Source organism: Bacillus sp. z26, from assembly GCF_058313635.1.
The window spans coordinates 117,960-131,126 of the sequence record NZ_JBZFQM010000002.1 but is presented as its reverse complement, the minus strand read 5'-3'; the positions used below and the strand labels follow the sequence as shown (position 1 = coordinate 131,126).

Sequence of the window (13,167 nt, the reverse complement as noted above, 5' to 3'; positions counted from 1 at the left end):
CCTATTTCATTACCAAGGACACCTTTCGGAATTGGAGAGCCAAATGGTATCCCTGGCCAATGAAATAGAAGAATATAAGATTATCCAATCTATCCCTGGAATCGGAGAAAAAATCGCTGCCACGATTATTTCCGAAATTGGTGAGATTGATCGGTTTAATCACCTTAAGAAATTGGTTGCCTTCGCTGGCATCGATCCAAGTGTCCATTCATCTGGCAAGTTTATAGCGACGACGAATCGGATTACCAAACGAGGTTCCAGCAGGCTAAGGCACAGCTTGTATCTAGCAGTTTTATGTGGAATAAGAAGTTCCAGAAATAAAAAGCTCAAGGAGTTCTATGACAAGAAACGCTTAGAAGGAAAGCCGTCGAAAGTGGCAATGATCGCTTGTATCAATAAACTTCTTCACTGGATTTATGCTTTATTAAAAAGGAAAGAACATTTCCTAGATATAGCTTAGAAAGACATTTTAACCACATAAAGAAAAACCTTCCTCAAGTTATCTGGAGGGTTATTTGGTATGCCTAAAAACAGTATAGCATATAAAAAAATAAATTTTACAGAGAGATATTGACATCCTATTAGCTGGTTTAGCGGAAGAAGGAATAAATGTTTTTAAAGTAGAATTATATGTTAAATAAATGAAAAGGGTGTGGAATTTTTGTTTTATAGAAGGAAATTTTACATAGTAAAAAATGAATTTGTGGATATTTTTAATGCACACTTTAATGAAACAAATTTACCCAATCAACTAAAAAATGGTGCACGACTATTAGGAAGATGGATGACACCTTCTAATGATACAACCACTGAGATATTCGCTATTTGGGAGTATGACAGTTATGAGAAGTATATAGAAATAGAAAAGAAAGTAAGAGGTAACAGTGAACACGTTAGTCGAATAAATAAATGGTATGAAAAAAATGGCGGCAAAGATTTTGTGTATAAAGAATATATTTTGGAAGTGAAAAATGAAGAGTTAAAATCAACTTTAATAAAGAATGTATCCACTAATCAGTAGTTAAACTTACAGGTGCAGCCTTTTTATGTTGAATTTCTTATGGAAGTAACGGGGCAGGTTAGCACAATAAGAAATAAATATGGCGGTATTTACATAAAGATATGGGGAGAGGAGATTTATGAGTGATACTATAAATTATAAAATTTGGACTGTATGTATGATTCAAAATGAAAACAAGGTTTTACTTCTTGATAGACAACACGACCATTTCAAAGGATTTATTCCACCTGGTGGTAAAGTTGAATTCCCCGAGAGTATAGTAGAGGGTGCGGTAAGAGAAGTTAAAGAGGAAACAGGGTTGGAGGTTAGTAATCTTATTTATAAAGGTCTATATGAATACGTTAATCCAGTCGCTAATGATAGATATATGATATTTAATTACATTACAAAGGATTTTAAGGGTGAACTACTGGAAGATTCTCCTGAAGGGAAAGCTGTCTGGGTAAATATAGATAACGCATATAAACTTCCAATGCAAACATCCATTCGAAGAAGATTTCCGTTATTCTTTAAAGAGGGAACATTTGAGATTCAAGTTGAATGGAATCACGAAAATAATAAAGAGGAAAAAGTTGTTATTCGAAATACATAAGATCTCTTATTAAGATAACTAGGGCATTGATCTAAGAAGGATTAATGCTTTTTTCTGTTGAATTCTGTAGAAACAGGGCAGGTTAGTGGAAGAAGGAATCTCGTTAGTAATAGAGAAATATTATATAAAAAACAGATTCTTTAGAAGGTGAGAAAAAAGAGATTTTTTGTTTGTTCAGTATGTGGCTGTGATTATTTACCAGGGCCTTTATATATAAATGGTACTCCTGATGTAAGCCTTATTTGTGCTTGCTGTGGATTTCAACCAGGGTATGGCGATGAAGAATTAGGATATACCTTGGAAAGTTATCGAGAAGAGTGGATCCAAAATGGAGCTAAGTGGTTTCGGGAAAAAGAGAAACCAAAGCAATGGAATTTAAAGAAGCAACTGAAAAATATTAATATCAGGTAGAGTGTAAGACCAAGATTGTAAATTAGTATTCTTTCTTCTTTTATAGAACTAAAGGGGCAGGTTAGCGGAAGAAGGACTTATTAATATTAACGAATATATAATATAAGAATTATATTAAGAAGGAGGATAAAAATGCGTAATTATAAAATTTGGTCATTCGTATGTGTGGCCATCTTCGTTATTTTATTTAGCCTTTTGTCTACTGGTGCACTTCCTGGTGGTCCAGTTGGGAAATACGTAATTCTATCTATGATTGTACTTCCGCTGCTAGGAATCTTCTTTGGTGTTATAAGTAATAAAGGATTAGGAAAATGGGGCCTTATCTTAATAAATTTAATTGCATTCTGTTCATTTATCTATATTCTTTTATTGGGATTTGGAATGGGTGAAGCGTAAATTCTTCAATATTAAGAGCTGATTAAAAGGCTCTTTTCTTATGCTAGAAACGGGGCAGTTTAGTTTAAGAACATTATGTTATGATGGATATTTAATCCAATTGTATAAACAGGGGGGATAACAGAATATGATAAGAATAGATGTCGCATATGCATTAATTTATAATGAAGATAAGGAAGAAATCCTAATGGTTAATAACATAGGGAGTGGTTGGTCTCTTCCTGGCGGTGCAGTTGAAAAAGGGGAAACTCTCGAGCAGGCAGTTATCCGAGAGGTTAAGGAAGAAACAGGTTTAACAATTGAAGTTGAAAGCATTGTAGCAGTAAATGAAGCGTTTTTTAAGGAAAAGGGAAATCACGCCTTATTCATAACTTTTACTGCGAAAATCATAGAAGGAGAAATTTCAATACAAGATGAAGATGAAATTTCGGAAATAAAGTGGGTAGGCATACAAAGGGCTAATGAATTAATGCCTTATCATCTTGATGGTGTAGAAAAGTTACTGACAAACTCCTCAATTTATACTTTCCAAGGTTAAACAAACCTTATCCTTCTTCAAATAACGGGGCATTAGCAACTGATCACGGCTGTCAAATTGATGGCCTTTTCTTATGCTGCTAAAGGGGCAGGTTAGCGGAAGAAGGATTAATGCTTTTTCTATAATTCTTATCTAACAAGTTGGGAGAATTAGTTCATAACAAATACTTATCAAGAGTGTTCATATATCAATAATATACATACTGTTTTTTTGATATAAAATGAAAGATGAATTAGTATCTGCTTAAGTTATAGGAGAAAAATCATCAAAAATTCAACTTAGCAATGGGGGATGTTTTTATGATTATTGGTTTACATCACGCTCAAATAACTATTCCAAAGGGAGCTGAAGAAGAAGGGAAAGACTTTTATTGCGGTATTTTAGGTTTACCTGAGAAAGAAAAGCCAGAATCACTCAAGGGAAGAGGCGGATTTTGGGTTAAAGTTGGAGATAGAGATTTACATATAGGAACGGAAGATGGTTTTGATAGATTAACAACAAAAGCTCATATAGCTTATCAGGTTGAAGATATATCGTATTGGAGAAATAAATTGGAAGAAAACTCTATTCAGATTATTGAAGGAATCCCTATACCAGGTTTTGAACGTTTTGAGTTCAGAGACCCATTCGGAAACAGAGTAGAAATGATTCAAGCTATATATGTTACAGGCAAGTGAAGGTAGCTATAAGAAAGATTCCATAAGAAGGAATTTAGGATTGTCACAACACTTTATGTTCTATTCAAAAAAAGGGAGAATATTCTTCAATGATTGAATCTTCTTCAACTAACGATGCTTACTACAACAAGGGAGGTTGCTGCGGCAACCTTTTTCTTACGGAACTAAAGGGGCAGGTTAGCTCAATAAAACAATCAATGAAACTTTTAAAAAAAATTAATGTCAATTTCGAAAAAAGGGGGAGTTAGTTGAAAAATCAACATTTACTTTTGATTGCAGTGTTATTTGTTTTAATTACTTCATTTTTACCAGCTAAAGTAATGGCAACTAAATGGTTATATCCGTTTGTGGTTTGGGATGGATATGTCTATGAGGTAACGGAAGAATCTGTGACCAATATTGGGGATGAAATTGGTCAAGTCACAAACTATTCGGATATGGAACAGCAATCAGGTAATTTCTCTAATGCTTATCAAAAAGGTACTAAATACTATGCAATTAAAGGTGTTAGTACAGAGAAATCGTTAGCCATACAAGAATCCAATGGGCAATATGTAAAAGCAGTTAGAAAAGAAAAATATGAATTTGAACAAGCCTTTGATGAACCAAAAGATATCGGTATTTCGATAGTTGGATTTTTAGCTGTTATTTTTATGTATAAATTGGTAAAGAATCATCTGGATAAAAGGTAAATCGTTATTGAACTAATAGGGGCTTTGATCCAAGAAGAAGGATTAATGCCTTTTTGTGTTGAATTTCTTATGAAAGAAACGGGGCGGGTTAATATGGAGGGTTTTATGAAGAATTTAAAAATGATGCTATCTATCCTAGTCTTCACGATCTTGTTATCCTCTTGCAACAATTCCTTTTTAGGCAGTTGTCCTGATGGTGAAATTGAATGGATAGATGTAGTGATGATTGATGATATCCAATACCAACATCAGTTTCCAGACTCTGCTGATGAGTCAGTTCCGATTTCTATTGAAAAAGGCAGGAAACTGGGCGAAGTTGTCTATAAGATGGCTGACAGTGCTTGTAGTAATCATCAGATGGAAAATGGGGATGCAACGTTCTTAGAAGAAGGGACACCGATATATGAGTTAAAAGGATACCCATCTGATTTGATGGTGATTGTCAATGACAAGGTATATGTGGTGGACACGAATATAAAGGCAAAAACGGCTGCTGAGCTAGTACCAATGAGAAATTTAGTGGAAAATATTCATATTGAAAGTACGGAAGATGGAGAACGAATACACACATTCTCACAACCTTCAAAAACTAAATTCCTAGATGCCTGGGATGAATTGAAATTGGAGGATATTGAGTCTTTGTATAAAGATGGTAAAATGGACGGAAAACGATTATTTCTAGAAATTGAACTGAAGAATGGCGTAGCATTTAGGCTGATCTATGCAATAGATTCGAATAGGTTTAATAATGGGGCAATCGGAAATGAAAAAATAAAAGACGTGATTGAATCTGAAATAACTGATATACAAAAAGAATCTCTATTCGATCAATAGAGACTAAACAGTTACAAATAACCTGGGTGTTTAAAGTTTCATTTTAAAACAACAGGATCTTTATTTCGATTAAGGAGCTCCTATAAGTTCCTTTTTATTCCGTATCTAACAGGGCAGCATTCCTTTAATGAATGAAGAAGGTGAAGCAAGTTTGTAAAGAAATGTACTTAAACTAATCGGGGCATTCGTTTAAAAAAATGCGGTATTACTTCCTTTCTACTTGTCTATACTATTAAAAATAGATGAGGAGAGTAAGAGGATGATACTATCTGAGGCGTGGAATTTATATAAAGCTGATAAACAAATCCAAGGATATTCAACTCAGACTTTAAAAGCATATAGTGTTCAATTAAACTTATTAATCCGGAATCTCGGTGATGTATCTCTTGATGAAATAACTACCGATTCATTAAAGCTTTACCTTGGGAATGTTGCTGATCAATTAAAAGCTGCTAGCTTGAGTCATAGGATACGTTTTATAAAGTCGCTGTTTAGGTGGGCACAAGACGAAAATATATTGAATGGTAATCCTGCGTCAAAAATTAAGGAACCAAAATCGGATATTCGAATACCAAAGTTTTTATCTGAAGTAGAAATTGAGCATTTAAGAGAAGCTTGTCACACAACTTTAGAAAACGCATTGTTCGAATTTATGTATTCAACCGGTTGTCGAATTGGAGAAGCAGTTAATTTGAATCAACAATCCATCAATTTTTCTAATCAGTCCGTAATTGTCTTAGGTAAGGGAAATAAAGAAAGAGAAGTTTACTTTAATACTAGATGTGATATCTGGTTGAAGAGGTATTTGGATGAGAGAACAGATAATCAAGAAGCATTATTTGTAACCGTCCGTGCTCCCCATCGAATGAGTATATCCCAGATGAGATATATCATTAAACAGATTTCGAAAAGATCTGGCATTAATAAAAGTATTCATCCTCATCAATTGAGACATAGTTATGCTACTACTTTATTGAATAACGGGGCACCTTTAGAAGTCATTCAGAATTTGATGGGACACGAGAAGAGCGAAACGACTAAGATATACGCATATTTAAGTGGTACACTGCGACGAGAGCTATATAAAAAGTTTTTCTGATACGAACCAAGGCATTAATCAAAGAAGGATTAATGCCTTTTTGTGTTGAATTTCTTAATAGAAGAAACGGGGCAGTTTAGTGGAAGAAGGAGTGAAGAAAAGGAAACAAGAAAAATATGAGAAACCGAATAATATATATTATTTTCATTGCCGCACTATTCACGATTTTTATTGTTGCCGACTATTCTAGAAGTGATAACTTTCAATGGAGGGAAAATATTATCCAAACGATTTTCGTTGGTGGTGGAATCACATTAGTTAATCGCTTATGTGAAAATAAGTGGATGTGGGAGACAAAAGAGGAATGATTTTTATCTGTTGAATCTCCAAAAACAGGCTTGAACATATCTGTAAAATATGGTAACATTTAACTATGTTGCAATGCAAGATAGTTTTTATTCACTCAACTACCTTGTAATGCAAGTTAGTTGAGTGAAACCTTTAAAGGAGGAAACTAATTGTCTACGAGTCAAATACTTAAAGGAATTTTAGAGGGGTGTCTGCTTTCGATAATTTCTAAAAAAGAAACCTATGGATATGAAATGACGGAAAAATTGAGTGAATTCGGCTTTACGATGGTTAGTGAAGGAAGTATTTATCCATTATTGCTCCGTATGAAAAAGGAAGGTCTAGTTACAGTAAGTCAGAAAAAGCTCCCTTCAGGCGGACCAATGAGGAAATATTATTCCTTATCAGTGAAAGGGTACGAAGAATTAGAAGAATTTAAGAAGAATTGGGCGGCTATCTCTAATAGTGTCCACCAGCTATTGAAGGAAGGGGATTAAATATGCGTATATCAACGGAAAGTAGGGATTTTCTGGGAAATCTAAGAGTGTATTTGATTTCAAGTGGTAAAAAAGAAATAGAAATCAATGAAATTATTGGAGAATTAGAAGACCATCTTTGTGAAGCTGAAAAGAACGGTAAAAATATAGATGATATCATAGGAAAAAGTCCTAAAGAGTATATGGATCAAGTAGCAAATGAAATGTCCTTTGATTTGAAGGGGTTAGTTAAATATGTACCTATAATTATGATTGGAGCATTTGCTTTTATACTAACAGGTAAAGCAATTCGTGGCGTTTTAGAATTCTCAATCATTGATTTAGTTGGTTATCCATTGATATTCTTACTTTATTTATTTACAACTGCGATTGTGTTCAAATATGTCTCAAGTAGACATTTATCTAAAATAAACGAATGGATCGTATTAGGAATAACAGGTGTAGTCCCATTTTTATTATTTATGATTCACATTTATGTAAATAACGCTATTAAAACACCTACCTTTGAATTTGGGATGATTGGAAATATAGTTGCAATCGGTTGTGCCGCCATCATTTTCATTTGGATAGCCGTTTGGAGTAAGTCTTTGACAATTATTATTCTTCCAATTCTTTTATTTTTACCAGAAGGAATTATCAATCTTACTACTCTCCAAGATCAAACAAAGGCCATATTGAACGCTACAATTCCTTTTGCTCTAATTGGCATCTATATATTTATTTTGTGGAATAAAGAAAGAATTAAAGAAGAAACAAAATAATCGCAGGAATTATATATTTTTAATAAGGAGAATATGAGTTTAAATTAGTATGTTTGTGAAAAGATGTTTTTAAACTAATGGGGGCGTTGATCAAGGAGGATTAATGCTCCTTTTTGTTGAATTCCTTATTGTAGAAAAGGGGCAGGTTAGCTTTAAAAGGATATGCTATCACACTTACCGAATTATATGGTTATAGTATAAGAAGCTGTGACTAATAAAGACAAATGGAGAGGGTTAATTGTGTGGATATGGGCGATTCTTATTGTTTTAGGTTTAGTAGTAATTAGTATAGAAAGCCAAGTAGAAAAATCTCTGCGTGTAAAGAGAAGAGAAATCTCCGAAACTCCTGGTAAAATCGTTCAGGGATGGGGAAGAACGATATTAGTGGTTATTTTTATATTCTCCTATTTATCTGCCACTACACAGGAGTCTGATGTCCTACTAAAGTGGCATTGGTTTGTATTGATAGTCACTTTAAAGGGATTTCAAGTTATATTGGAGTGGAAGTATCTAAAGGAATCAAAGCAATATATTCCAACACTAATCAGCTCGATGTTAATGATGAGTATTTGTTTGTTCATTATACTCTTATATAGCTAACAGAAGCATCACTTCAATATTAAGGACTGTGTGATAATCTGGCTTTCGTTATGCTGCTAACGGGGCAGGTTAGCGGAAGAAGGAATAATATAATTGATTAAATAGTATGTTGAAAATATAAGAGTGAAAGCGTAGGTGGATTAACTTGTTAGAAATATTTCCTGTATATATGAATTCCTTTAAACAAGATAGATTAATTAGAGTATATCTACCTAAGAATTACGATGAAGGTAAGAAAAAATACCCTGTATTATATATGCACGATGGACAAAATGTTTTTAATGATAAAGATGCAATTGGTGGTACATCTCTAGAACTTAAAAAATACTTGGATGAAAATAGATTAGAAGTTATCGTTGTTGGAATAGATCAAAATACCAAGGATAGAATAAATGAATATTGTCCTTGGGAAAATGGGGAATATAGCAAAAAAATATTAGGAAACGATAGTACATCTGGTGGAAAAGGGATAGAGTATGTTGACTTTATCGTGATTGAACTAAAGCCATTTATAGACAATAAATACCGCACGATAAAGGATAATACCGCAATGGCAGGTATCTCTTTAGGGGGACTTATTACCACGTACGCTATGTGTCGTTATCCTCAAGTATTCAAAAATATAACCGTATTATCCTCTGCTTTTTATCGTAACCAAGAGGAAATTGAAAAAGCAATAAAGGAAGCTGATTTATCTTTAATTAAAACGATTTACTTAGACTGCGGAGATAGAGAATCTGGAAATGAAGAAGTCGTAAACAAGGAGTTTTTAGCTTCAAATCAAAGCATTTATGATATTTTAAAAATGAAAGTATCAAATACAGAGTTTGCAATTATTGTTGATGCTGAACACAACTATTCATTTTTTAGAGAAAGAGCACCTAAATTTTTTTCTTTTATCAATAATTGAAGATAAAGAAGTCTCGTACTTAAACAAACGGGGGGCATTGATCGAAGAAGGATTAACGCCCTTTTATGTTGAACTCCTTATGGAAGTATAGGGGCAGTTTAGTGAAAGAAGGATTTGTCGTGTTGGTAGTAGAATTAAATAACCCAGTGAAGCTAAAGGGGCAGGAATAAAGGAGATTGGAAAGTAATTCACAAAAAAAGAGGGATAGAAGGTGGACTTATTGCTCTGGATAACTATTGGTTTCATAATAATCGGATTTGTTGTTCTCGTTTCTATGAAAAAAGGTATGGAAAGTAAGGTCGCTTTTATGAAAGCAAATACGGAAGACGAGGGAAATTCAACAAAAGCTAAAGCTGTAATTTGGTGGATATGTGGTGCCACTAGCTGGGGGATAGTGAGTATGGATCTGGTTGTTAGGTGTTTTGATACATACTTTGGGTAACTGTTGGTTTCTAATGTACTTAAACAAACGGGGCATTACATCAATATTAAGGGCTGTGTGATCAGCTCTTTTCTTATGCCGCTAACGGGGCAGGTTCATTTAATAAAATATCTAATGATGTACTTGGTTGAAATTAGTGAGAGGCAAAGAAAAACTCCCCCGCGCCTAGAAACATAAGGGGAGTTCTTCGAAGAAGAAATAATTCTTGTTGAACACTACCTCGTACAGTAGTTGTAGTTAGGCCAGGGAGTTCCCGCTCCTTGGCTATTTCTATTTTATCACTATATGATGTTAATTATAAATCCTAAGTTATACTAATTTAATCAAAAGGCTGTATTTGTAAAGATTGTTGATTTTGAATAAAAGGGAAGCTGCTATCCGTTTACGTACAAATGGATTGGGTATGCCTTCTTGAACAAACGGGGCAGGTTAGTTGAACAAGGAATCTGGTTATTTGCTTATTTACCGAGAAGATATGATTTTAACTAAAACATCCTAAATTTACCTATGGATGGTGGTAAACTATTAAAAAGGAGGAAATTTAGGTTGGAAATCAAAATTGGACAAGGGGCCTTTATTCTTCTACCCCCTTTACACATAACAATTATCGCAATAATAATTATTATTTTTTTAGTAAGGTGGAGCAAGCAATTAAAAACAAGACGATTCACTATATTTTTTTACTTTCTGATAAGCACTTACATAGCTCCAATCTATTCTCAAAGTACAAAAGAAGGTTCCTTTCAGCTATGGATTCCATCAGGTTTTTTGCTAGTTCTCTTTTACATATTGATCAGTGGGAGAAAGCATCCATCTAAAATGAAGGCTTGTATTTTAGGATTTTGCATAGCACTGTATCAGTTAATCCTTCAATATATTAGATAGTTCTCAACTAACAAAGTCAATTCAAACCTGCCGTATTGGTAGTCTTTTCTTATGCTCCTAAAGGGGCAGGTTAGCGGAAGAAGGATTAATGGCCTTTTTGTTGAACTATTTAGTAGTAACGTAACAGGTTTTAGAACATTTAAACAACTATTCTTAGTGGAATTGAAGGATGGTTTTCATTATATATAGCCAACTTATATAGTTTAACTGGAGACAAAAGTATGACGGGGACGGAGTTTTATGCTTATCACATTGTTACTAATAAAGAAATGAATATCGGACAGATCATTAACTTTGATAGGAACCAAAAAAACACCTTATATCGCTTCTTTTTTGAAAGAGAAATATTTAATTCTAAAGACGAAGACATTATCCAAATTTTATACAGTCATTTCTCAAATGATGGACTGCACTTGGATAAAGAGGATGCAAAGATAGTTGCAGATTATACGGATCAAACAATTAGAGCTATCAGAGAAGTGATAACAGAGCTGGTTAGACTGCAAGAATATCCTGAATATCCGTCAAGATTATCTTGCTTATACGCAGCAAAAAGCTATGAAGGAGCTCTGAAGTGGAAAGAATTATTTGATACTTACAATCGAAAAGTTATTCAGATTGTAAAACTACGAGTAATAGGAAATTATTTTGAGGGTGATGGAGACCTTTTACCAAAAGCAGATGGAGTTTCTTTTTCTAGAAAAATTGAACAAGCCAGAGAATATTGGAAAGGTAATGTAAAAAATGAGCTTCCTGAACTACTGATTAACGGAAAAATTGAAGTTGTGGAAATTATACACGACTACGTAATTTAGTAGATATAGCAAGAGAAGTTCGGGGGAATTTTCTATCAAATCAAGGCTGTCAAATTGATGGTCTTTTCTTATGCTGCTAAAGGGGCAGGTTAGTTTAAGAAGGTTTTTTTATCAGTATTGGAGAATATGTTAAATGCCTTGGTAAATGCAGTAACTGGAGGATATAAATATGAACCAAAAAGAATTTGATTCGATAATTAAACAACCCACAAATATAAGATATGAGTATTTTATTAAAAAGGTCGCTGATTATGAGGAAGTCTGGGGGTTATATGACGATGGTTGGGCAACAGCACAGGATGATGATGGAAATATGTTGATTCCTTTCTTTCCTAAAAAAGAATTTGCAGAATACTATGCTGTTAATGAGTGGAGTAAATTCAAAGCTGAACCAATTGACTTATATAAGTTTATCGAGAACTGGCTTGTCGGTATGAAGAAAGATATAGTTAAACCATCCATTTTTCCAGTCAATGAAGATTCAGTAATGGTGGAGATCGATATGTTATTAAGGGATTTAAATAGTGAGTTAGAGAATTATTAGGGTAGGTTTGCGTTTCAATATCAAATTAATCAACTTACAAAGGACCGATTGTGAAAAAGTGTACTTAAAGTAACGGGGCACTTGGGGAAATGACTTATTGTAAGGGGAGAGAAATATGCTAAAAACATTAAGGATTATTTTATCGATAGGTGGTCTTGCATTAGCGTTTTTTGGTCTAATAACTAAAAACCTTGAGTATATGCCTTATTTAATGATGGTACTAAGTTTTTTTTTATTGACTACGGGACTAATTGAGCTTCAAAAAGATAAAAGAGCATTTTGGGGTTATATGTCTATCGGTGTTTCTGGTTTTGCTTTCTATGTTTCAATTCAGGGATTCTTATTGAGTTAACAGGCATATTAGCATAAGAAAAGACTGCCAAATTGATGGCCTTTTCTTATGCTGCTAACGGGGCAGGTTAGCTGAATAAGAGAATATAGGGGGATATGATGAAGTTTACCAAGATTACGCTAATCGTTGTAAGTATTTTAGCATTGGGAGTCTTCCTAATAATTAATCAAATGACTCCAGAACCAGGAACTTCATCTGGAAACGGTAATCCAGCTTTGTTGGTAGCTTCGATTTTATTTCCATTATTCATCATTATGGTGATATTATGGGTTCGTATTTTTCGTAAGCATTTGGTTAGCACTACTGTTTATATCATCAGCATCTTTAGCTTACTTACTCACTTAACTGTCGCCTATTTGTATCGACAAAAAGAATTGAATGAATATCGTGAAGTTATAAAAAATGCGTTACTTAATAGAGATGGAGTTGAAGATGCGGAATATGTTGATGCGATTACTTCAGGATTAAGTATTCACATCAACAACCAGAATTTTAATATCAATACTTATTTTATGTTTGTAACCTTTTCAATTTTGGTTGCTATCGTATATATTCTTTCGAACAATCGGGGAAAAGAAGAACGAAAATAGCTGTCACTAATTCTATTTCCTCTTCTTGTTAATCAAACTGGGGCGTTGATCCAAAGGAGGATTAAAGCTCTTTTTTGTTGAATTCCTTATTGTAGAAACGGGGCAGGTTAGCGGAAGAAGAAAAGAAAGGTTATTATCACATAATTATCTCGCCTAATCTTTAGAGATTATTCAACATTGGTTGTGATTATGGAGTTATAATTTTGGTAAGATTAACTAAAAA

At 33.7% G+C, this 13,167-nt stretch carries 19 protein-coding genes; all 19 read left to right on the top strand.

The features are described 5' to 3' along the window. Window positions 1-460 (top strand): transposase (locus tag AC4G3K_RS05825; protein ID WP_491132768.1); only part of this gene is annotated, 460 nt, incomplete at its 5' end. Window positions 461-661: 201 nt separating this feature from the next. Beyond that, window positions 662-1,021, top strand: coding sequence for an NIPSNAP family protein (locus tag AC4G3K_RS05820; RefSeq protein WP_491132767.1), 360 nt, complete (start codon window positions 662-664; stop codon window positions 1,019-1,021). Between the two features lie 118 nt (window positions 1,022-1,139). After that, complete coding sequence (locus AC4G3K_RS05815) at window positions 1,140-1,613, top strand: 8-oxo-dGTP diphosphatase (protein ID WP_491132766.1); 474 nt, start codon at window positions 1,140-1,142, stop codon at window positions 1,611-1,613. A 543-nt stretch (window positions 1,614-2,156) separates the two neighbouring features. After that, window positions 2,157-2,420, top strand: coding sequence for a hypothetical protein (locus tag AC4G3K_RS05810; protein ID WP_491132765.1), 264 nt, complete (start codon window positions 2,157-2,159; stop codon window positions 2,418-2,420). 127 nt (window positions 2,421-2,547) lie between these two features. Next, window positions 2,548-2,958 (top strand): NUDIX hydrolase, encoded by a 411-nt coding sequence (locus AC4G3K_RS05805; RefSeq protein ID WP_491132764.1) that lies wholly within the window; start codon window positions 2,548-2,550, stop codon window positions 2,956-2,958. A 299-nt stretch (window positions 2,959-3,257) separates the two neighbouring features. Further along, window positions 3,258-3,635, top strand: a complete 378-nt coding sequence (locus AC4G3K_RS05800; RefSeq protein ID WP_491132763.1) for a VOC family protein — start codon at window positions 3,258-3,260, stop codon at window positions 3,633-3,635. A 248-nt stretch (window positions 3,636-3,883) separates the two neighbouring features. Further along, complete coding sequence (locus AC4G3K_RS05795) at window positions 3,884-4,327, top strand: hypothetical protein (RefSeq protein ID WP_491132762.1); 444 nt, start codon at window positions 3,884-3,886, stop codon at window positions 4,325-4,327. A gap of 105 nt (window positions 4,328-4,432) precedes the next feature. Beyond that, the gene (locus tag AC4G3K_RS05790) at window positions 4,433-5,161 is read left to right on the top strand and encodes a hypothetical protein (protein WP_491132761.1); all 729 of its coding nucleotides are present in this window, start codon (window positions 4,433-4,435) and stop codon (window positions 5,159-5,161) included. 259 nt (window positions 5,162-5,420) lie between these two features. Continuing rightward, window positions 5,421-6,260: a tyrosine-type recombinase/integrase gene (locus AC4G3K_RS05785; protein WP_491132760.1), complete on the top strand. Its 840-nt coding sequence runs from the start codon at window positions 5,421-5,423 to the stop codon at window positions 6,258-6,260. Between the two features lie 116 nt (window positions 6,261-6,376). Then, on the top strand, window positions 6,377-6,568 hold the full coding sequence (locus AC4G3K_RS05780; RefSeq protein WP_491132759.1) for a hypothetical protein: 192 nt from the start codon (window positions 6,377-6,379) through the stop codon (window positions 6,566-6,568). Between the two features lie 150 nt (window positions 6,569-6,718). Next, window positions 6,719-7,045, top strand: a complete 327-nt coding sequence (locus AC4G3K_RS05775) for a PadR family transcriptional regulator (RefSeq protein ID WP_491132758.1) — start codon at window positions 6,719-6,721, stop codon at window positions 7,043-7,045. Between the two features lie 2 nt (window positions 7,046-7,047). Then, window positions 7,048-7,806 carry an HAAS domain-containing protein gene (locus tag AC4G3K_RS05770; RefSeq protein ID WP_491132757.1) on the top strand — a complete coding sequence of 253 codons (759 nt, stop codon included), beginning with the start codon at window positions 7,048-7,050 and terminating at the stop codon, window positions 7,804-7,806. 240 nt (window positions 7,807-8,046) lie between these two features. Beyond that, the gene (locus AC4G3K_RS05765; protein WP_491132756.1) at window positions 8,047-8,406 is read left to right on the top strand and encodes a DUF4181 domain-containing protein; all 360 of its coding nucleotides are present in this window, start codon (window positions 8,047-8,049) and stop codon (window positions 8,404-8,406) included. Window positions 8,407-8,551: 145 nt separating this feature from the next. Continuing rightward, window positions 8,552-9,316, top strand: a complete 765-nt coding sequence (locus tag AC4G3K_RS05760) for an alpha/beta hydrolase (protein WP_491132755.1) — start codon at window positions 8,552-8,554, stop codon at window positions 9,314-9,316. A gap of 211 nt (window positions 9,317-9,527) precedes the next feature. Continuing rightward, a complete protein-coding gene (locus tag AC4G3K_RS05755; RefSeq protein ID WP_491132754.1) occupies window positions 9,528-9,758 on the top strand; it encodes a hypothetical protein in 231 nt (76 codons plus the stop codon). A 1,106-nt stretch (window positions 9,759-10,864) separates the two neighbouring features. Continuing rightward, window positions 10,865-11,458 carry a DUF2441 domain-containing protein gene (locus AC4G3K_RS05750; protein WP_491132753.1) on the top strand — a complete coding sequence of 198 codons (594 nt, stop codon included), beginning with the start codon at window positions 10,865-10,867 and terminating at the stop codon, window positions 11,456-11,458. A 169-nt stretch (window positions 11,459-11,627) separates the two neighbouring features. Continuing rightward, the gene (locus AC4G3K_RS05745; RefSeq protein ID WP_491132752.1) at window positions 11,628-12,002 is read left to right on the top strand and encodes a DUF2750 domain-containing protein; all 375 of its coding nucleotides are present in this window, start codon (window positions 11,628-11,630) and stop codon (window positions 12,000-12,002) included. Between the two features lie 115 nt (window positions 12,003-12,117). Beyond that, window positions 12,118-12,354: a DUF3953 domain-containing protein gene (locus tag AC4G3K_RS05740; protein WP_491132751.1), complete on the top strand. Its 237-nt coding sequence runs from the start codon at window positions 12,118-12,120 to the stop codon at window positions 12,352-12,354. Between the two features lie 98 nt (window positions 12,355-12,452). Next, window positions 12,453-12,944, top strand: a complete 492-nt coding sequence (locus AC4G3K_RS05735; protein ID WP_491132750.1) for a hypothetical protein — start codon at window positions 12,453-12,455, stop codon at window positions 12,942-12,944. The last annotated feature ends 223 nt before the right edge of the window (window positions 12,945-13,167 follow it).

What these genes read in the sequence shown, in the direction of transcription:
- AC4G3K_RS05815 (WP_491132766.1), top strand. Translation starts at nt 1,140, where the DNA reads ATGAGTGATACTATAAATTATAAAATTTGGACTGTATGTATGATTCAA.
- AC4G3K_RS05810 (WP_491132765.1), top strand. Translation starts at nt 2,157, where the DNA reads ATGCGTAATTATAAAATTTGGTCATTCGTATGTGTGGCCATCTTCGTT.
- AC4G3K_RS05805 (WP_491132764.1), top strand. Translation starts at nt 2,548, where the DNA reads ATGATAAGAATAGATGTCGCATATGCATTAATTTATAATGAAGATAAG.
- AC4G3K_RS05800 (WP_491132763.1), top strand. Translation starts at nt 3,258, where the DNA reads ATGATTATTGGTTTACATCACGCTCAAATAACTATTCCAAAGGGAGCT.
- AC4G3K_RS05790 (WP_491132761.1), top strand. Translation starts at nt 4,433, where the DNA reads ATGAAGAATTTAAAAATGATGCTATCTATCCTAGTCTTCACGATCTTG.
- AC4G3K_RS05785 (WP_491132760.1), top strand. Translation starts at nt 5,421, where the DNA reads ATGATACTATCTGAGGCGTGGAATTTATATAAAGCTGATAAACAAATC.
- AC4G3K_RS05780 (WP_491132759.1), top strand. Translation starts at nt 6,377, where the DNA reads ATGAGAAACCGAATAATATATATTATTTTCATTGCCGCACTATTCACG.
- AC4G3K_RS05770 (WP_491132757.1), top strand. Translation starts at nt 7,048, where the DNA reads ATGCGTATATCAACGGAAAGTAGGGATTTTCTGGGAAATCTAAGAGTG.
- AC4G3K_RS05750 (WP_491132753.1), top strand. Translation starts at nt 10,865, where the DNA reads ATGACGGGGACGGAGTTTTATGCTTATCACATTGTTACTAATAAAGAA.
- AC4G3K_RS05745 (WP_491132752.1), top strand. Translation starts at nt 11,628, where the DNA reads ATGAACCAAAAAGAATTTGATTCGATAATTAAACAACCCACAAATATA.
- AC4G3K_RS05740 (WP_491132751.1), top strand. Translation starts at nt 12,118, where the DNA reads ATGCTAAAAACATTAAGGATTATTTTATCGATAGGTGGTCTTGCATTA.
- AC4G3K_RS05735 (WP_491132750.1), top strand. Translation starts at nt 12,453, where the DNA reads ATGAAGTTTACCAAGATTACGCTAATCGTTGTAAGTATTTTAGCATTG.